General features: G+C 40.8%; 1 protein-coding gene and 1 pseudogene. Both read left to right on the top strand.

The genetic code is table 11. The features are described 5' to 3' along the window. A pseudogene (locus VEHSUH06_RS10665) lies at positions 1-2,866 on the top strand (hypothetical protein); the annotation flags it as partial. 552 nt (positions 2,867-3,418) lie between these two features. Next, the gene (locus VEHSUH06_RS01820; RefSeq protein WP_105097545.1) at positions 3,419-23,542 is read left to right on the top strand and encodes a YadA-like family protein; all 20,124 of its coding nucleotides are present in this window, start codon (positions 3,419-3,421) and stop codon (positions 23,540-23,542) included. Positions 23,543-23,731: the final 189 nt, after the last annotated feature.

Here is a 23,731-nt window from a genome sequence, read left to right on the forward strand (position 1 = left end):
AGTAAGCGAAGATAATGCAGCAGCTAGTGCTACAGCAGCTGACAGCTCTGCTACTAAATCTGCATCTTCTGCAACAGTAGCATCTACATCTGCATCTAATGCAAAAGTAAGTGAAGATAACGCGGCAGCTAGTGCAACAGCAGCAGCAAACTCTGCACAATCTTCCGCAAGCTCCGCTACAGCAGCAAGTACATCTGCATCTAATGCAAAAGTAAGTGAAGACAATGCAGCAGCTAGTGCAACAGCAGCAGCAAACTCTGCACAATCCTCTGCAAGTTCTGCAACAGCAGCGTCTACATCTGCATCTAATGCAAAAGTAAGTGAAGATAATGCAGCAGCATCCGCAACAGCAGCTAATAGTTCTGCTACTAAATCTGAATCTTCCGCAACAGTAGCAAGTACATCTGCATCTAACGCAAAGGTGAGTGAAGATAATGCAGCAGCATCTGCAACAGCAGCAGCAAATTCCGCGCAATCCTCCGCAAGCTCTGCAACTGCAGCGTCTACATCCGCATCCAATGCAAAAGTAAGCGAAGATAATGCAGCAGCTAGTGCAACAGCAGCAGCAAATTCTGCGCAATCCTCCGCAAGCTCTGCTACAGCAGCATCTACATCCGCATCTAACGCAAAAGTAAGTGAAGATAACGCGGCAGCTAGTGCAACAGCAGCTGACAGCTCTGCTACTAAATCTGCATCCTCTGCAACAGTAGCATCTACATCTGCATCTAATGCAAAAGTAAGTGAAGATAACGCGGCAGCTAGTGCAACAGCAGCAGCAAACTCTGCACAATCTTCCGCAAGCTCTGCAACTGCAGCGTCTACATCCGCATCTAATGCGAAAGTAAGCGAAGATAATGCAACAGCTAGTGCAACAGCAGCAGCAAATTCTGCACAATCCTCTGCAAGTTCTGCTACAGCAGCATCTACATCTGCATCCAATGCAAAAGTAAGTGAAGATAATGCAGCAGCTAGTGCGGCAGCAGCTGACAGCTCTGCTACTAAATCTGCATCTTCTGCAACAGTAGCGTCTACATCTGCATCTAATGCAAAAGTAAGCGAAGATAATGCAGCAGCTAGTGCAACAGCAGCAGCAAATTCTGCACAATCCTCTGCAAGTTCTGCAATAGCAGCATCTACATCTGCATCTAATGCGAAAGTAAGTGAAGACAATGCAGCGGCTAGTGCAACAGCAGCAGCAAACTCTGCACAATCCTCTGCAAGTTCTGCAACAGCAGCATCTACATCTGCATCCAATGCAAAAGTAAGTGAAGATAATGCAGCAGCTAGTGCGACAGCAGCAGCAAACTCTGCACAATCTTCAGCAAGCTCTGCAACAGTAGCCTCTACATCTGCATCTAACGCAAAAGTAAGCGAAGATAACGCAGCAGCTAGTGCAACAGCAGCAGCAAACTCTGCACAATCTTCCGCAAGCTCCGCTACAGCAGCGTCTACATCCGCATCTAATGCGAAAGTAAGTGAAGATAATGCAGCGGCTAGTGCAACAGCAGCAGCAAATTCCGCACAATCCTCTGCAAGTTCTGCTACAGCAGCATCTACATCTGCATCTAATGCAAAAGTAAGTGAAGATAATGCAGCAGCATCCGCAACAGCAGCTGATAGCTCTGCTACTAAATCTGAATCTTCCGCAACAGTGGCAAGTACATCTGCATCTAATGCGAAAGTAAGCGAAGACAATGCAGCAGATAGTGCAACAGCAGCAGCAAATTCTGCACAATCTTCCGCAAGCTCTGCAACAGCAGCGTCTACATCTGCATCTAATGCAAAAGTAAGCGAAGACAATGCTGCAGCAAGTGCAACGGCAGCAGATTCTTCTGCAACAAAAGCAGCATCTAGTGCAACAGCAGCAGATAGCTCTGCAACAAAAGCAGGATCCTCTGCGACAGAAGCAAGTACATCTGCATCTAATGCTAAAGTAAGCGAAGATAATGCAGCAGCATCTGCTACAGCAGCAAATAGCTCTGCTACAAAAGCTGAATCTTCCGCTAATGATGCAGCATCCTCTGCTACAGCAGCAGACAGCTCCGCAACTAAAGCTGAATCCAGTGCGACAGCAGCTAATAGTTCTGCAACAAAAGCAGAGTCTAGTGCTAATGCAGCTGCAGCAATCCAACAAAACATGGCTAACTCCGGTATTACACCAGGTACTAAAAATGGTAATGGTGCCATGGCGATTGGTGCAGGATCTGTAGCTAATGGAGACTATGCAAATGCAGTAGGTACAAATGCAAAAGCTCTTGCAGATAATGCAACAGCTCTTGGTGCTAATACAACTGTAATGGCTGGTGCTACTAATTCTGTAGCTCTTGGTCAAGGTTCTGTAGCTGATCGTCCTAACACAGTGAGTGTTGGCTCTAAAGGTAACGAACGTACGATTACAAATGTAGCGCCAGGTGAAATTTCTGCTACTTCTACAGATGCTGTTAACGGCAGCCAATTGTATAGTGCAACACAAGGTACTATGAATGAATTAGCGTCTACTAAAACTCGTGTAGATCGTGTAGGTGCTATGAGCGCAGCTATGGCGTCCTTGAAACCATACTATGTAGATGGTACTGAAAAAGGTCAAATCATGGCTGGCGTAGGTGTATACCATGGTGAAAAAGCACTTGCTCTTGGTTATGGTTATGCACCAAATGATCGTTTGTTCTTAAATGCATCCGTAGGTATTGCTAAAGAAGAGCAAATGTACGGTATGGGTGCTACATGGCGTATTGGTGCTGGTGAAAGCCTAGTTAAGAAAAATAATCAAGCTATGGACAATCTTAAAGCTGAAAATGAAGAGCTTCAAGATCGCGTAGCAAAATTAGAAGCACTAGTTCAAAAGCTAGTAGAAACTAAAGCATAATCCTTTATGCACACATAAACATATGGTTGTATATATTCATGTATGAATATGTATAATGGTGAAAGCCACCACTCTTAATGAGTGGTGGCTTTTTGGTTCCACCTATTTCTAAAATATAAAAAGTATATATTTTTAGTGAGAATGTGTTAATTTTCTTGCCGAAAAATAAATAAAAAATTACAAAGTTTCGTATGAGATAAAAAATACACATACTGTTGTTAAATCATTTTATTTTCATGAATAAAGTTGAATGATAACTATACATATTGATGTATAAAAATGGAATATTTTTAGATTATATATACATAGAATAAAATAAATAATACATATATTACCTATAGTTATAAGAGTTTTGAGAAGAAAGAAATATTATTAAATATTCTGTTTTTTAGTGGTGTTCATTGTGTAGAAAAGGTAAAATATGATAAAATTATGAATTATAGTTGGAAATTATAATTGTAGTAATTTTCCATACAATTTAGTTATTAAAACTACATTTTAGAGATATATAGCATATAGTTTTTGAGGGTTAATTCGTAAAGAGGAAAGACAATGAATAAGATTTTTAAAGTAATTTGGTCTAAGTCGAAACAATGCTACATTGTAGTATCTGAAATCGCAAAGAACAAAACAGGTAAAAAGAAAATTGTAGTAGCTAGTATTTTGGCAGCACTAGCTATGGCTGGAACTATGCAAAGTGTTGATGCTGCAATTCCAGAAGGGAATGCAACTGGCAACGATGCATTTGCCATTGGCTCGCAATCTAATGTAAATGGAGCTTTTGGTTTTGCTATAGGTAATAATGCTAAGTTTAATAGTGGTACATTAGGTTTTGCTATAGGTGTAAACTCAGAGGCAAAAAGTAACCAGTCAATTGCTATTGGTTATCAAAGTAAGGCTACCGGCAGAAATAATGGTGGCGGTGGCGATCCAGCATTAGCTGTAGGTGCTGGTGCTAATGCCACTGCAGGAGGCGCAACTGCGATTGGTATGGTTGCAAATGCTTCTAATACTTTTGCTACTGCAATTGGTAAGAGTGCGGCAGCTAGTGGGGATTCATCAATTGCTATTGGTCAGAATACAAAGGCAACTCAAGAAAAAGCAATAGCGATTGGTGATGCCTCTCAAGCAACTAATATTGGTGCTACCGCATTAGGTCGATCTTCTGAAGCAACGGGATCATCAGCTACTGCATTAGGGTCTCTAGCCAGTGCTACAGGTACAACAGCTACTGCTGTGGGTATGCAAGCATCTGCATCTGGAAATGAGTCTCTAGCTATTGGTAACACTGCAAGTGCAACAAGCGGTAGAGCGTTAGCGGTTGGTACAAATGCAAAAGCTACGGGAGCAAGCTCCGTAGCTGTCGGTAGTGGTGCTGGTGGCTCTGGACCGCTAGGATTTGCAAGTAGCATAAATTCCTCTCGTTCGGTTGTTAATACGCTTAAGACTATTAATTATGCCACTACTGCAGAGGGTGATAATGCAGTTGCCTTAGGTTTTTATGCAAATGCTAAGAATACTGGGGTCGCTGTAGGTCAGAATGCTTTAGCTGCAACAGGTGGTGTAGCAATTGGTAAAGGTGTTTTTGAAGATACAAATAATAATCTTGCAGGTGGGGTTGTAATCGGCCAAGATTCTGCATCAACAGGTATTTACTCATTAGCGATGGGACGAAATGCTTTTGCTACTGGCTCTACTTCTATGGCTATGGGCTATGAGGCAAGTGCAAACGGTAACTTTGCTGTTGCGATAGGCCGAAATGTAACTGCTAATGGAACATCTACAGCTATTGGACGTCATGCGACTGCAACTAATGGTGGCTTGGCTATTGGCGGTCAAGATAATGATGCATCTAACGATAGAACAAATGCATCTGCAAAAGGTGCTGTAGCTATTGGTAAGAATACCACGGCTAGTTCAGAAGATGCCGTAGCTATTGGTACAAATGCACAGTCAAATAAGCTAGGTGCTGTTGCGTTAGGTAGTGGCTCTACAACTGCAACATCGGCTACAAATATACCTTCCGCCACAATTAATGGTATTACCTATAATTTTGCTGGTGCTACAAGCAATCCTAATATGCAAGTTTCTGTAGGTAGCGCTAGTGCAACACGACAAATTAAAAATGTCGCAGCAGGGGAAGTATCTGCTACAAGTACAGATGCTATTAATGGATCCCAATTATATGCTGTAGCAAGTGCTGTTAAACCGCTAAAATACGTATCTGTGAACTCTACATTAACAGGTACTGGTAGTAACGTTGATAATGATGGCGCACAAGCTCCAAATTCTATTGCCATAGGCCCATCTAGCACAGTTACAAAACAAAATAGCATTGCTTTTGGTAATAATGCTCAATCTTTAAGTGATGATAGTATTACTATCGGTAGAAATGCAAAAGCTGAATCTGGTCCAGCATTCACTACTACAAGTAGAGCTATTGCAATTGGTGCAAATTCTAAAGTTGCTACAAATGTAACACAAGGCATTGCTATTGGTAGTGGTAGTCTTACTGATGAAGGTGCTGTTGTTACTGGTGACCAGTCTATAGCTATTGGTGGCAATGTAAAGGTTGATGGTCATGCTGCTGTTGCTATTGGCGGTGATGATGCCAGAAAAGCTGCAGGTCAGCAAGTCTCTTATACGAATACTAATGATAATGAAGTTACGGGTACCTTACAAACTGCAATTCTTAATCTAACAGGGTATAATTTGTCTAAATACAAAGGTACTGAAGCAGGTCATGCTGGTGTAGCCTACGGTACAAGTGCTCTCGCTGGTAATGCGGGCGTTGCAATTGGTACTGCATCTGACAGTATGACTCGTATGAATGATAAAGGCCAAGTTGTTAATAATAAGCCTGTTACTAATGCTGTCGCTATTGGTACCGGTGCTCGTGCTAACTTTGACAACTCTGTAGCTATCGGTGGTGGTTCTAATACTGACCGTTATGCAACCAAACAAGTGAATGCAATTATTGATGGTGTAGAAGTTAAATGGTCTGGCGGTGAAAACATTTCTCCTGGTGACGTTGTTTCCTTCGGTGCTAAAGGTTTTGAACGTCAGCTTAAAAATGTAGCACCTGGTGAAGTTTCTCAAACAAGTACAGATGCTATCAATGGTTCTCAAATCTATTCCTTAGCGCGTAAAGTCACCAACATTATGAATGGTGGGGCAGGTAGTGTTGTTAATGTAAATGCATCAGGCGAACCTCTTACAAAGGTTGTAACAGGTACAGGGGCATCTAAGGTTGAGAAATATTATCGTACAGTAGATGTTAAGGATGATGGTACGTTAGTAAATGGTGCTACTGCACAGACTCCAACATCTTTATCCTTAGTAAATGTTGACCAAACAAATGTAAATCAACAAACACAAGTGCCTCGTACACTTGGTAATGTGGCCAATGGTGTGAAGGATAACGATGCAGTTAACATATCTCAACTAAATGCAGCTAAGGTAAAATACTTCTCTGTAAACTCTACAGTTACAGGAAACCGAGATAATACAGGGGCTACAGGTGTTAATGCTATTGCTATTGGACCTGCAGCAACAGCGACAAAGGCCCAATCTATTGCTTTAGGTAATAGTGCGACAGCAGGGGGTACTGATTCTATTGCAATTGGTAATGGTAGTGTTGCGGCAGATAAAGTTGCTCCAGTTGCAATTGGTCAAGGGGCTCAAGCCAATGGAGACTTTAGCGTTGCTTTAGGCGGGGGCAATTGGCAATTTAAGGGTGCTCAGGCTAATGGTGTTGGTACAACTGCACTTGGCACATACTCAAAGACGGCTGCAGACACAAGTTATCAAACGGTTGTGGGGTTTGGTGCTAATACAACTAAAGCTAATGCAACTGCAATTGGATATAACTCTGCAGTAAGTACTGAAGGCGGTGTTGCTCTTGGGGCGAATTCTTCTTCAAGTACAGGTCGTACTGTAGGTTATAATCCTAATGATGGACGTACAAATACATATAGTGCTCTTACAGGAAATGTAATACGTAGCACAACTGGTGCGGTAGCTGTGGGTAATGGTACAGAGGTGACACGTCAGATTACTGGAGTTGCAGCAGGTACAAATGATACTGATGCAGTTAACGTAGCACAATTGAAGAGCGTTAATCTTGCTTTTGTTGGTGATAGTGGTTTTGGTGATGTTAATCTTGCCAACAATGATACGACTAAAAGATTTGCTGTTAAAGGCGACTCTACCTACCTCACAACACGTGCCAATGGTAATTTGATTACTGTATCTGCTAATAAGAAGGATATTAGTGTTACTAATGGTACTGCTACAGCGGCTACTGGTATGGCAGATGCTAAAAATGTAGCAGAAGCGATTAATAAGGCAGTTTCACAAAATGCATATACCTGGAATTTAACGGCAGATAACGATACGGCTGGTAGTCGATCTACTATCAATAAAGAAGGTACTGTAAAATTCAGTGGTGATAAAAATATTACGGTAGCGAGAAATGGTAATACCATTACTTCAAGCTTGAATAAGTCCATTATCGTTGACTCTATGAAAGCTAATAACTCCGTTACAACGGGATCTGGTTCAAATCAAATTACCTTAGACGGTACAACTGGTGCCGTAACAGGTAAAACTTTCAGTGGCCAATCCTTTACTGCTGGCGATAATGTGTTGAGTAATACTACATTACAAATTGGCTCACCTACGAATGGTAACAATGTAACTATTACCAAAGATGGTTTGACTTCAAAAGCAGGTACTAAAACAGCTAAGTTTGGTGCTGATGGTATTGATGCAGGTGGCCAACAAATCACGAATGTGTCTAGCGGTGGCAATGTAGGAACTAATGCAGCTAATATTACGGATGTTAAGAATGCGGTATCTGATGTTACATTAAATTTAGATACAAATTCTAAAACTGGCACTGTTAAGCTCAGTGAAAGTCCACTTAAAGTAATTGGTGCTAATGGTATTAGAACTGATTTAGTTGGTACAAACAATGGTAGTCTTGTAATCGGTTTGGATCAGGCGACTGTAAATGCTACAACTAAGGGCATTGGCCTTACTGGTGATACTGGTTCTACAGGTAATAAATACCTTAAAGATGGTGATGTATCCTTTGCTGTAACTGGTGATGGTAATCTAGTGAGCACATCTGCTACTACAGCTGGTGTGAAGGTTGCAGTAAATGCGGCTAAGGTAAAAGATTTAGCTGTAGAGGCTGTTACTGTAAGTAAAGATACGCAAGTAGATAATCCTATTACAGTAACTCCTACTGCAGGGACTAATTCTAAAGATTATGCTATTGGTATTGATACTACAAAACTGGCTGGTAAAACAGACTTAACATACCGTGCTAATAATGATACAGATGCTAATGCACAAAAAGTATCCTTAGCTAAAGGTCTTAACTTTGTAAATGGTGATAATACTGTTGCAACGGTTGCTGCAGATGGCAAAGTGTCCTATGACCTTAATGCGGCTACTAAAACTAAAATTGATGAATCTGCCACTGCTGTTGCAAGAAATATCTCTCTTGGTGCAGATAGCGGTACATCATCTAGCCAATCCTTAAAAGATGGTAATGTGGCTTTCAATGTAAAAGGTGCTACTGGTGACTATGTATCTACAAAGATGAATGGTAACACTGTAGAGGTTTCTACAACTCGTGCTACCATCGATAGTGATGCAAATACAGGTGCTGCATCTGTAACCGGTAATGATGGTTTAGCTACGGCTAAAAATGTCGCGAGTGCTATTAACTCTGCTGTTAATGGTTTATCTCAAAACTTAAACATTAGTGATGGTACAACAGATAGTACTGTAGCACTTAAAAATCAAAAGTTAACTGTTACAGGTACGGGAGCAGCAACAGCGACTGTTAATAATCAAACTATTACTGTTAATGTGGCAGAGGGAACACTTTCAAATAATGCTGACGGTACTGTGAAAGCAGATACTGCAGGTGTAGCAACAACTGAAAATATTGCCGATGTTATTAATAAGTCTATCTCTGATAATCAATATAGCTGGAAACTATCTGCTAATGGCGAAGCTAATACTGCAACTGTAGGTAAAGGTGATACCGTAGATTTTGCTGGCGATACTAATATTACAGTTGATCGTAATAACAAAAATATTTCTGTTAGCCTAAATAAAAATCTTACAGACATGAACTCTATATCTCTTGGTAATGCAAGAGGGGAAACAATTTTCCTAAATGGTAGAGATGGTAGTATTAAAGCTGGTAAAGCTGAGTTTAAAGATAATGTTGGTGCTGGTTCTACTATTACAAGCGATCAGTTAAGCTTTACGAACGGTGCAACTGGTGCTAATGAGTCTACAACTACTATAGCTTTAGACACGGTATCAATTCAATCTGGACCTAATAATAGTGCTCTTACATCTAAATACCTCATGTTTAGTGATGAAGATGGTAATAATGCTGAAGGTAGTGCCAAAGGTATGGCATTCCAGGATGCAGCTGGTAAAATGGTTCAATTTAGTCTTGATGAAATCAAGGCTGGTGGCAATAAAATCCAGGAGGTAGCAGAAGGTACAGCTGATACTGATGCGGTAAATGTAAAACAGTTGAAAGACACTGTGGCAAGTCAAACATTAACCTACCGTGCCAATACTGTAGCTGATGCAGATGCTAAATCTGTAAAATTATCTAAAGGATTAGACTTTGTAGATGGAACATCCACTGTTGCTACTGTTGATAATGATGGAAAAGTATCCTTTGATTTAAATACAGCTACTAAGTCTAAGATTGATGATTCTGCTACTGCTGTAGCAAGAAATATTTCTCTTGGTGCAGATAGCGGCACAGCATCTAGCCAATCCTTAAAAGATGGCGATGTAGCTTTCAATGTAAAAGGTGCCACTGGTGACTATGTATCTACTAACATGAATGGTAACACTGTAGAAGTATCTACAAAACGTGCTACTATCAACAGTGATGCAAATACAGGTGCTGCGTCCGTAACAGGTAATGATGGTCTCGCAACAGCTAAAAATGTGGCCGATGCCATTAATAAAGCTGCTGATGCGGCTAAAGCTGGTGCGGCATGGAACCTTACAACGAACTCTAGTACTACAGATAAAACATCTGTACAAGGTGGCGATACAGTAGATCTTATCAATGGCGATAATATCCTGATTACACAAGATGGTACAGATAAAAAGCAAATTACTGTAGCTACTAAGAAAGATCTTACTGTAGATTCTGTTACAGCTGGTAATACAGTCATTAATACATCTGGTTTAACAAATGGTACAACTGCTATTACTGGTTCAGGCATCACAACTGATAAAGTGACAGTAGGCGGCATCTCCATTGATAAAACTGATGGCATCAATGCTGGTGGTAAAGCTATCTCCAATGTTGCTAGCGGTGGTACAACAGATACAAATGCAGCTAACATTGGTGACGTTAAGCAAGCCGTTGCTAATTTATCTCAAAACTTAAACATTACTGATGGTACTAATAACGGTACTGTTGACCTTAAAAACCAAAAACTTAATGTAGCAGGTGCAAATGGTGTCACTGCAACTGTAAATAATCAGACCATTACAGTTGGTTTAGATGCTAATACTGTTAATGCTACAACTAAAGGTATTGGCCTCACTGCTGATACAGGCTCTACAGGTAATAAATACCTTAAAGACGGTGATGTATCCTTTGCCGTAACTGGTGATGGCAATCTTGTGAGCACATCTGCTACTGCAGCTGGTGTGAAAGTTGCGGTTGATGCAGCTAAGGTAAAAGACTTGGCTGTAGACGCTGTTACAGTAAGTAAAGATGCTCAAGCAGATAATCCTATTACAGTAACTCCAACAGCGGGTACTAACTCTAAAGATTATGCTATCGGTATCGATACTACGAAGCTTGCAGCTAAAACTGATTTAACATACCGTGCAAATAATGATACTGATGCTAATGCAAAGAAAGTATCCTTAGCTAAAGGTCTTAACTTTGTAAACGGTACATTAACAACTGCCTCTATCGATAACGATGGGGTGGTAAAATACGATGTAAATACAGCTGCTATCACTGCTGGTACAGATGGCACCGTAACAGGTCCAACTACAGATGGCGTAGCAACAGCACAAAACGTAGCTGATGCAATTAACGCAGCTAAAAAAGCATCTAAAGCTGAAATTACTGCTAATACTGGTGAAGCAGCAAATGCTACAACAGGTAATGTGACCCTTACATCTACTGCCGCTGCTGATGGTCATACTATTTACGACGTAAAACTCAATGACAAAGTGACCCTTGGTACTGGTGCTAATGCTGTAACAATCGATGGTACAGCTGGTAAAGCAACTGTTGGTACTGCTGTTGTAGATGGTGTGAATAACACAATTACAACTGGTGGAGCAAGCCCTGTTACACTAGATGGTGCAACAGGTACAATTACAGGTAAAACTGCTAATATTGGTGGTGTGACTGTAAATGGCACAACAAATGATATTACTGGTTTATCCAATACAACTGTAACTGGTGCGGACTTTGCAACAAAAGGTCGCGCTGCTACAGAGGAACAATTAAAAGCAGTAACTAGTGCAACTGCATTGAAGTTCACTGGGGATGTAGCTACTAATACGGGATCTATCAACCTTAAAGATGATACATTCGGGATTAAAGGTGATGGTAAATACATTACTACCGATGTAAATGGCAAGGATGTAAATCTCACAGTATCTGAAGCAGAGGTTAAAAAATCTGCTGTAGCTGCTGTAACAGTAAGCACAGATACAACGGATGCTAACAATCCAATTTCTGTAACACCAACAACAAGTGCGGATGGTACAACAAAGGATTACAAGGTAACAATTGATGGCACTAAGATTGCGAATAAGACAAACTTGTCCTATAAAGCAAATGATGGTACAGCGAAACAAGTTTCTTTGGCAGATGGTTTGAACTTCAAAAATGGTACTCTTACAACAGCATCCATCGATGATGCAGGTGTTGTAAAATACGATGTAAATACAGCTGCTATCACAGCTGGTACAGATGGTACCATTACAGGTCCAACTACAGATGGCGTTGCAACGGCACAAAACGTAGCTGATGCGATTAACGCAGCTAAAAAAGCAGCTAAAACAGAAATCACTGCTAATACTGGTGAAGCAGCAAATGCTACAACAGGTAATGTAACTCTTACATCTACTACAGCTGCTGATGGTCATACAATCTATGATGTAAAACTCAAAGATACAGTGACCCTTGGTACTGGAGCTAATGCTGTAACAATTGATGGTACAGCTGGTAAAGCTACTGTTGGTACTGCAGTTGTAGATGGTGTAAATAACACGATCACTACTGGCGGTGCTAACGCAGTGTCCTTAGATGGTGCAGCAGGTACTGTTACTGGTTTGACTAATAAAGATTGGACCCCTGGCGTAACTAAAGCCGTAACTGGTCGTGCTGCTACAGAAGATCAATTACAAAAGGTAGCAGATGCCGCATCTAGCCAAACTTGGAACATTACGGCAGATAAAGCAGGTACAACTGGTGCTCAAACAGGTACTAAGAAAAATGCTACTGTTGGTAAAGATCAAACTGTTGAGTTAGTGGCAGGGGATAACCTTACAATCAATCAGGATGAACGTAAGTTTACATATTCCTTGAATAAAGACCTTACTGGTTTGACAAGTGTATCTGTTGGTGATGGTACAACTGAAACCATTAAACTTGATGGTGCTACAGGTAAAGTGACTGCTAAGAATGCAGTGATTGGTGGCGTAACTGTTGACGGAGATAACAGTCATGTGACTGGTCTATCCAATACAACATGGAATGGTACGGCTACAACTGGTCGTGCAGCTACTGAAGATCAATTGAAAGCTGTAGCCGATACAGCGAAAGCGACAAGTGATGCAGTTAACTTGAAATTCTCTGGCGATACTAATACATCTGCTGGTGTAGTCAATCTTAAAGATGATACATTCAACATCGTTGGTGATGGTAAATATGTAACTACCGACGCAAACGGTAAAGATTTAACTGTAAAAGTATCTGAAGCAGAGGTTAAGAAATCTGCCGTAGCAGCTGTAACAGTAAGCACAGATACAACGGATGCCAACAATCCAATTTCTGTAACACCGACAACAAGTGCGGATGGTACAACTAAGGATTACAAGGTAACGATTGATGGTACTAAGATTGCGAATAAGACAAACTTGTCTTATAAAGCAAATGATGGTACAGCCAAACAAGTTTCCTTGGCAGATGGGTTGAACTTCAAAAATGGTACTCTTACAACAGCATCCATCGATGATGCAGGTGTTGTAAAATACGATGTAAATACAGCAACAATCACTGCTGGTACAGATGGTACCATTACAGGCCCAACTACAGATGGCGTTGCAACGGCACAAAATGTAGCTGATGCGATTAACGCAGCTAAAAAAGCATCTAAAACTGAAATTACAGCTAATACAGGTGAAGCAGCAAATGCCACAACAGGTAATGTAATCCTTACATCTACTACAGCTGCTGACGGTCATACAATCTACGACGTAAAACTCAACGACAAAGTGACCCTTGGTACTGGAGCTAATGCTGTAACAATTGATGGTACAGCTGGTAAAGCTACTGTTGGTACTGCAGTTGTAGATGGTGTAAATAACACAATTACAACTGGTGGTGCGAATGCCGTTACATTAGACGGCGCAACGGCAAAAGTGACTGCTGGCGTAACAACTGTTGATGGCGTGACTGGCACAATTACCACTGGTGGTACAAACTCTGTTAAGGTAGATGGTGCAACTGGTACAGTGACTGGTTTAACTAATAAAGATTGGACTCCTGGCGTAACTAAAGCCGTAACTGGTCGTGCTGCCACAGAAGATCAATTACAAAAGGTAGCAGATGCCGCATCTAGCCAAACTTGGAATATTACAGCAGATAAAGCTGGCACAACTGGTGCTCAAACAGGTACTAAGAAAAATGCTACTGTTGGTAAGGATCAAACTGTTGAGTTAGTTGCAGGTGATAATCTTGCAATCAACCAAGATGAACGTAAGTTTACTTATTCCTTGAATAAAGATCTTGCTGGCTTAACGAGTGTATCTGTTGGTACTGGTACAACTGAAACCATTAAACTTGATGGCGCAACTGGTAAAGTGACTGCTAAGAATGCAGCTATTGGCGGCGTAACGGTTGATGGAGATAACAGCCATGTAACTGGCCTATCCAATACAACATGGAATGGTACAGCTACCACTGGTCGTGCAGCTACTGAAGATCAATTGAAAACTGTAGCCGATACTGCTAAAGCGACAACTGATGCAGTTAACTTGAAATTCTCTGGCGATACTAATACATCTGCTGGCGTAGTCAATCTTAAAGACGATACATTCAACATCGTTGGCGATGGTAAATATGTAACTACCGACGCAAACGGTAAAGATTTGACTGTAAAAGTATCTGAAGCAGAGGTTAAAAAGTCTGCTGTAGCAGCTGTAACAGTAAGCACAGATACAACGGATGCCAACAATCCAATTTCTGTAACACCGACAACAAGTGCGGATGGTACAACTAAGGACTACAAGGTAATGATTGATGGTACTAAGATTGCGAATAAGACAAACTTGTCTTACAAAGCAAATGATGGTACCGCTAAACAAGTTTCCTTGGCAGATGGCCTTAACTTCAAGAATGGTACATTAACAACTGCTTCTATTGATGATGCAGGGGTTGTGAAATACGATGTAAATACAGCAACTATCACTGCTGGTACAGATGGTACCATTACAGGCCCAACTACAGATGGCGTTGCAACAGCACAAAATGTAGCTGATGCGATTAACGCAGCTAAAAAAGCAGCTAAAACAGAAATCACTGCTAATACTGGTGAAGCAGCAAATGCTACAACAGGTAATGTAACCCTTACATCTACTACAGCTGCTGACGGTCATACAATCTACGACGTAAAACTCAACGACAAAGTGACCCTTGGTACTGGATCTAATGCTGTAACAATCGATGGTACAGCAGGTAAAGCTACAATTGGTTCCTCCGTTGTGGATGGTGTGAATAACACAATTACAACTGGTGGTGCTAATGCAGTTGCCTTAGATGGTGCAGCTGGCACTGTGAAAACTGGTACTGTAACCGTAACTGGTGGCACTACAAACGATATTACAGGCTTGTCTAATACCACTGTAAATAGTGCAGACTTTGCAACAAAAGGCCGTGCCGCTACGGAAGAACAATTGAAAAAGGTAGGGGAACAAACATGGCAAATCACTGCAGACAAAGATGCTACTACATCTGGAGCTCAAACAGGTGCTAAGAAGGATGCTAAGGTTGGTAAAGACGACAAAGTTCAATTGATCGCTGGCGAAAACCTCACAGTGAACCAAAACGAACGAGACTTCACATACTCCTTGAATAAAGACCTTGTGAAGATGAACTCTGCAACCTTTGAAGCCACAGGTGGTAAAACAACTGTTATTACAGGCGATAGCATCGCTCAAACTGACGGCACTAAGACCAATACATCTACAGCCGCTGGTAATACAGTAGCTGATGGTGGTAAATCTACAGCAACTACAGCTGATGGTACGACTGTAACTAATGGTGCTGACTCCACTGCAACAACAGCAGCAGGTACAACGGTAACTTCTGCGAATGGTAATACTAATTACGCAGCTGATGGTGTACGTATCAATACAACAGGTAAAAATCCTGTATCCTTAACAGACACTGGCTTAGATAATGGCAATAATGTTATTAAAAATGTAGCAAGTGGTCATGTAAATAATGATGATACAGACAATACAAATGCAGCTAATATTGCAGATGTTAAAAAAGCTACTACAACTGTAACTGCTAACAATGGTGAAGCAGCAAATGCTACAACAGGTAATGTAACTCTTACATCTACTACGGCTGCTGATGGTCATACAATCTATGACGTAAAACTCAATGACAAAGTGACCCTTGGTACTGGAGCTAATGCTGTAACAATTGATGGTACAGCAGGTAAAGCTACAATTGGTTCCTCTGTTGTAGACGGTGTAAATAACACAATTACAACTGGTGGTGCTAATGCAGTTGCCTTAGATGGTGCTGCAGGGACTGTGAAAACTGGTACTGTAACCGTAACTGGTGGTACTACAAACGATATTACAGGTTTGTCTAACACAACTGTAAATGCTGCAGACTTTGCAACCAAAGGCCGTGCCGCTACGGAAGAACAATTAAAAGCAGTTGGGGAACAAACATGGCAAATCACGGCAGACAAAGATGCTACTACATCTGGTAACCAAACAGGTACTAAGAAGGATGCTAAGGTTGGTAAAGACGACAAAGTTCAATTGATCGCTGGTGAAAACCTCACAGTGAACCAAAACGAACGAGACTTCACATACTCCTTGAATAAAGACCTTGTGAAGATGAACTCTGCAACCTTCGAAGCAACAGGTGGTAAAACAACTATTATTACAGGCGATAGCATCGCTCAAACTGACGGCACTAAAACCAATACATCTACAGCAGCTGGTAATACAGTAGCTGATGGTACTAAGTCCACAGAAACAACTGCAGCTGGTCAAGTAATTAAAGATGGTGCTAAGACTAATACATCTACAGTTGATGAAAACATATTAGTGGATGGTACAAAATCCAATAAAACTACTGTAGATAGCAATGTAATTGATGATGGCAATGGTAATGTAAACACATCTAATGCTACATCTAATACAATTACAGATGGTACAAATACAAGTACAATCACTGCTGGTAAAGCAACTATTGGTTCCTCCATTATTGATGGTGTAAATAACACATTCACCACTGGTGGTGCTAATGCCGTTAAGTTAGATGGTACAGCAGGTACTGTGAAAACTGGTACTGTAACCGTAACTGGTGGTACTACAAACGACATTACTGGCTTGTCCAATACAACTGTAACAGCAGCTGACTTTGCAACCAAAGGCCGTGCCGCTACGGAAGAACAATTGAAAGCAGTAGGGGAACAAACATGGCAAATCACGGCAGACAAAGATGCCGCTACATCTGGTAATCAAACAGGTACTAAGAAGGATGCTAAGGTTGGTAAAGACGACAAAGTTCAATTGATCGCTGGTGAAAACCTCACAGTAAACCAAAACGAACGAGACTTTACATACTCCTTGAATAAAGACCTTGTGAAGATGAACTCTGCAACCTTCGAAGCTACAGGTGGTAAAACAACTGTTATTACAGGCGATAGCATCGCTCAAACTGACGGCACTAAGACCAATACATCTACAGCTGCTGGTAACACAGTAGTTGATGGTGGTAAATCTACAGCAACTACAGCTGATGGCACAACTGTAACTAATGGTGCTGACACTACAGCAACAACTGCAGCAGGTACAACAGTAACTAATGCGAACGGTAATACTAAATATGCCGCTGATGGTGTACGTATCAATACAACAGGTAAAAACCCTGTATCCTTGACTGATGCTGGTTTAGATAATGGCAATAATGTTATTAAAAATGTAGCAAGTGGTCATGTAAATAATGATGATACAGATAACACAAATGCAGCTAATATTGCAGATGTGAAAAAAGCTACCACAACTGTAACTGCTAACAATGGTGAAGCAGCAAATGCTACAACCGGTAATGTAACTCTTACATCTACTACGGCTGCTGATGGTCATACAATCTATGATGTAAAACTCAACGACAAAGTGACCCTTGGTACTGGAGCTAATGCTGTAACAATCGATGGTACTGCTGGTAAAGCTACTGTTGGTACTGCTGTTGTCGATGGTGTAAATAACACAATCACTACAGGTGGTGCTAATGCAGTTGCCTTAGATGGTGTTGCAGGTACTGTGAAAACTGGTACTGTAACCCTAACTGGTGGTACTACAAACGATATTACAGGTTTGTCTAACACAACTGTAAATGCTGCTGACTTTGCAACAAAAGGTCGTGCCGCTACGGAAGAACAATTAAAAGCAGTTGGGGAACAAACATGGCAAATCACTGCAGACAAAGATGCTACTACATCTGGTACTCAAACAGGTACTAAGAAGGATGCTAAGGTTGGTAAAGACGACAAAGTTCAATTGATCGCTGGCGAAAACCTCACAGTGAACCAAAACGAACGAGATTTCACATACTCCTTGAATAAAGACCTTGTGAAGATGAACTCTGCAACCTTCGAAGCCACAGGTGGTAAAACAACTGTTATTACAGGTGATAGCATCGCTCAAACTGACGGCACTAAGACCAATACATCTACAGCCGCTGGTAATACAGTAGCTGATGGTACTAAGTCCACAGAAACAACTGCAGCTGGTCAAGTGATTAAAGATGGTGCTAAGACTAATACATCTACAGTTGATGAAAACACATTAGTTGATGGTGCAAAATCTAATAAGACTACTGTAGATAGTAATGAAATTGATGATGGTAATGGCAATGTAAACACATCCAATGCTACATCCAATACAATTACTGATGGTACAAATACAAGTACAATCACTGCTGGTAAAGCAACTATTGGTTCCTCCATTATTGATGGTGTAAATAACACATTCACCACTGGTGGTGCTAATGCCGTTAAGTTAGATGGTGCTGCAGGTACTGTGAAAACTGGTACTGTAACCGTAACTGGTGGCACTACAAACGACATTACTGGCTTGTCCAATACAACTGTAACAGCAGCTGACTTTGCAACAAAAGGCCGTGCCGCTACGGAAGAACAATTGAAACAAGTAGGGGAACAAACATGGCAAATCACTGCAGACAAAGATGCTACTACATCTGGTAACCAAACAGGGACTAAGAAAGATGCTAAAGTTGGTAAAGACGACAAAGTTCAATTGATCGCAGGTGAAAACCTCACAGTGAACCAAAACGAACGAGACTTCACATACTCCTTGAATAAAGACCTTGTGAAGATGAACTCTGCAACCTTCGAAGCAACAGGTGGTAAAACAACTATTATTACAGGCGATAGCATTGCGCAAACTGATGGTACTAAGACAAATAAATCTACAGCGGCTGGTAATACAGTAGCTGATGGTACTAAGTCCACAGAAACAACTGCAGCTGGTCAAGTGATTAAAGATGGTGCTAAGACTAATACATCTACAGTTGATGAAAACACATTAGTTGATGGTACAAAATCCAATAAAACTACTGTAGATAGCAATGTAATTGATGATGGCAATGGCAATGTAAATACATCCAATGCTACATCCAATACAATTACTGATGGTACAAATACAAGTACAATCACTGCTGGTAAAGCAACTATTGGTTCCTCCATTATTGATGGTGTAAATAACACATTCACCACTGGTGGTGCTAATGCCGTTAAGTTAGATGGTGCTGCAGGTACTGTGAAAACTGGTACTGTAACCGTAACTGGTGGCACTACAAACGACATTACTGGCTTGTCTAATACAACTGTAAATAGTGCAGACTTTGCAACCAAAGGCCGTGCCGCTACGGAAGAACAATTGAAACAAGTAGGGGAACAAACATGGCAAATCACGGCAGATAAAGATGCCGCTACATCTGGTAACCAAACAGGTACTAAGAAGGATGCTAAGGTTGGTAAAGACGACAAAGTTCAATTAATCGCTGGTGAAAACCTCACAGTGAACCAAAACGAACGAGACTTCACATACTCCTTGAATAAAGACCTTGTGAAGATGAACTCTGCAACCTTCGAAGCAACAGGTGGTAAAACAACTGTTATTACAGGCGATAGCATTGCGCAAACTGACGGTACTAAGACAAATAGATCTACAGCGGCTGGTAATACAGTAGCTGATGGTGGTAAATCTACAGCAACTACAGCTGATGGGACGACTGTAACTAATGGTGCTGACTCCACTGCAACAACAGCAGCAGGTACAACGGTAACTTCTGCGAATGGTAATACTAATTACGCAGCTGATGGTGTACGTATCAATACAACAGGTAAAAACCCTGTATCCTTGACTGATGCTGGTTTAGATAATGGCAATAATGTTATTAAAAATGTAGCAAGTGGTCATGTAAATAATGATGATACAGACAATACAAATGCAGCTAATATTGCAGATGTTAAAAAAGCTACTACAACTGTAACTGCTAACAATGGTGAAGCAGCGAATGCTACAACCGGTAATGTAACTCTTACATCTACTACGGCCGCTGATGGTCATACTATTTACGACGTAAAACTCAAAGATACAGTGACCCTTGGTACTGGAGCTAATGCAGTAACAATCGATGGTACAGCAGGCAAAGCTACAATTGGTTCCTCTGTTGTAGATGGTGTAAATAACACAATCACTACAGGTGGTGCTAACGCAGTTACCTTAGATGGTGCGGCAGGTACTGTGAAAACTGGTACTGTAACCGTAACTGGTGGTACTACAAACGATATTACAGGCTTGTCTAATACCACTGTAAATAGTGCAGACTTTGCAACAAAGGGCCGTGCCGCTACGGAAGAACAATTGAAACAAGTAGGGGAACAAACATGGCAAATCACTGCAGACAAAGATGCCGCTACATCTGGTGCTCAAACAGGTACTAAGAAGGATGCTAAGGTTGGTAAAGACGACAAAGTTCAATTGATCGCTGGCGAAAACCTCACAGTAAACCAAAACGAACGAGACTTCACATACTCCTTGAATAAAGACCTTGTGAAGATGAACTCTGCAACCTTCGAAGCAACAGGCGGTAAAACAACTGTTATTACAGGTAATAGCATCGCGCAAACTGATGGTACTAAGACAAATAGATCTACAGCGGTTGGTAATACAGTAGCTGATGGTACTAAGTCCACAGAAACAACTGCAGCTGGTCAAGTGATTAAAGATGGTGCTAAAACTAATACATCTACTGTTGATGAAAACACATTAGTGGATGGTGCTAAATCTAACAAAACAACTGTAGACAGCAATGTAATTGATGATGGCAATGGTAATGTAAATACATCCAAAGCTACCTCCAATACAATTACTGATGGTACAAATACTACAGAAGCAACAGCTAGTACTGTAACTGTCAAAGATAATGCTGGTAACAGCACAGTTATCACTAAAGATACGATTACAACAGGTACTGGTGCTAATAAGGTGACTGTTGATGGTACTGCTGGTAAAGTAACTGCAGGTTCTGCAGTTATAGATGGTGTGAATAACACAATCACTACAGGTGGTGCTAACACTGTTAAATTAGATGGTGCTGCAGGTACTGTTACTGGTTTAACAAATACAGCATGGACACCAGGTGTTACAAAAGCTGTTTCTGGTCGAGCTGCAACAGAAGATCAATTACAACAAGTATCTGATGCAGTAGGTGCTGGTTGGAATATAAACTCTGGTACAGTAGCTGGTTCCACTGGTGAAGCTAATGGCTCTGCTAAGACTAAGATCTCTAGTGGTGAAGAGGTTCAATTACAGGCTGGCAATAACCTCATTATTGACCAAAATGGTAAAACTTTAGCGTACTCCTTAAACAAAAATCTTAAAGATATGGAGTCTGCTATATTCAATGCCACTGGTGGTAAAACAACTGTTATCAAAGGCGATAGTATCGTTCAAACTGATGGTGGTAAAACGAATACATCTAATGCGGCTGGTAACACTGTTGTAGATGGTACAAAATCCACAGCCACTACGGCAGCGGGGACTACTATCACTGATGGTGCTAAGACGAATACAAATACAGCAGATAAAAATGTAATCGATGATGGTGCAGGTAATACAAACACATCAAATGCCACATCTAATACGATTGCTGATCCGAATGGCAATACGAATACTGCGACAGCAACTAGCAATACTTTGGCAGATAATGCGGGTAACTCTAACGTATCTAATGCTACAAGCAATAATTTGACAGATAATGCAGGTAACTCTAATATATCTAATGCGACTAGCAATATATTGAAAAATGCTGCTGGTGATGAAACTAAGGTTGACGCTAAAGGTGCTACTGTTAAAGATGCAGCTGGTAATACAACAAATGTTGCTTCTACTGGTGCAACAGTAACAAATGCAGCAGGCGATACAACTAAGGTTGAAGCGACTGGTACAACTGTAGCCGATGCTGCTGGCAACAAGGCTACTTTCACTAAGGATGGTGTAACAATTACAAAACCTGGTAAAGATACAGTGTCTTTAACTGGCAATGGCCTTGATAATGGCAATAATAAGATTGTTAATGTAGCAGATGGTACAAATGACACAGATGCTGTGAATGTACGTCAATTAGATGCTAAAACTAAGGCGGCAACAACTGAATTAACTGCTAATGGTGGTGAAAGCGCCGATAATACTACAGGCAATATTGTGTTGACTAAAACTACTGCTCCCGATGGTCATATCGTTTACGACAACAAGTTAAATGATAAGATTACCTTGGGTGCAGCGGATCCAACAAAAGCGATTACTGTGGATGGTACAAATGGTACGATCAAAGCTGGTAAAGATGGTAATGCTGTAGCGATTAATGGTACAGATGGTACTATTAAAGCTGGTGATGGTACAAATGCTGTTGCTATTGATGGTGTTAATGGTTCTGTGAAAGTAGCAGATAAGATTGCTCTTAATGGTAAGGATGGTAAAGCTGCTATTGGTACTGTAGGTATTGATGGCAAAGATGGCATCATTACTACAGGTGGCAATAATCCTGTTGCAGTAAATGGTAAAGATGGTGTTGTAACAGGTTTGACTAATAAAACGTGGGACCCTAACAATATTACTTCTGGCCGCGCAGCCACTGAAGATCAAGTACAATCTGCTGTAGCTAATGCAGGCTGGGACGCAACAGTTGGCACAGAAGGCTCTGGTGTAAATAGCACACCAAATGCAACACCAGAAAAAATTAGACCAAATGAAACGCTTACTTTTAAAGCGGGCAATAATATGATGGTTAGCCAAAAAGGTAAAACAATTAGTTATGCTGTAAATCCAGAGCTTACAGATATGAAATCTGCTACATTTAAAGATGCAGCGGGTAATACAACTGTCACAAATGGTAATGGCATGACAATTACACCTGGTAGTGCAAATCCTAACAATCCTAATGCAGGTCCTGTATCCTTGACTAAGGATGGCCTCAATAATGGTAACAATCAAATTAAAGGTGTAGCACCTGGTTCTGATGATACAGATGCAGTGAATATTGGTCAGTTAAAAGCATCTAATGCTAAAATTGGCGATGCTATTGGTCAAGTAGCAGGTGAAGTACAACGTGTTGGTGCTCATGCAGCAGCCATGGCAGCGTTGAAGCCAATCCAATATGATCCATTAGAACCAACTCAAGTTATGGCTGGTGTTGGTAACTATCGTGGTGAAACAGCAGCTGCCCTTGGTCTTGCGCATTATACGAACGAAAATACTATGTTCAATGTAGGTGTTTCCGTTGGTGGTAACCATAATATGGTGAATGCTGGTGTAACCCATAAATTTGGTTCTAGCCCAGAAAAGAAAAACATTCCTGATCGTTACAAAGCAGGTCCTATTAGCTCTGTGTATGTAATGCAAGATGAGGTATCTAGCCTCAAGAAGGAAAATGCTGAACAAAAATATGTTATTGCTGATCAAGCAGCTCGTCTAAACACATTGGAAGCTGAAAATGAACGTCAACGTCAAGAATTGGCTGAAACAAAACAAGGGTTAGATGACTTGCGTGCAGCAGTAGATAGACTGTTGGCATCCAAAGGTTAATAATTGAAAATAATTATCACTACATAGGTTAAATAATTATTGACCTATAAACTTAAGAACCTCTTATACTCTGATATACCTGGTGGGGTATAATCAAGTGCTATAAGAGGTTCTTTTGCATTTTTGATATATATTCTTATGTAAAATGCATTATACATGAATGACTACTCATATGTTCTGTGATATAAT

Origin of the sequence: Veillonella sp. S13053-19, assembly GCF_002959835.1 — a bacterium.
GTDB lineage: Bacteria > Bacillota > Negativicutes > Veillonellales > Veillonellaceae > Veillonella > Veillonella rogosae.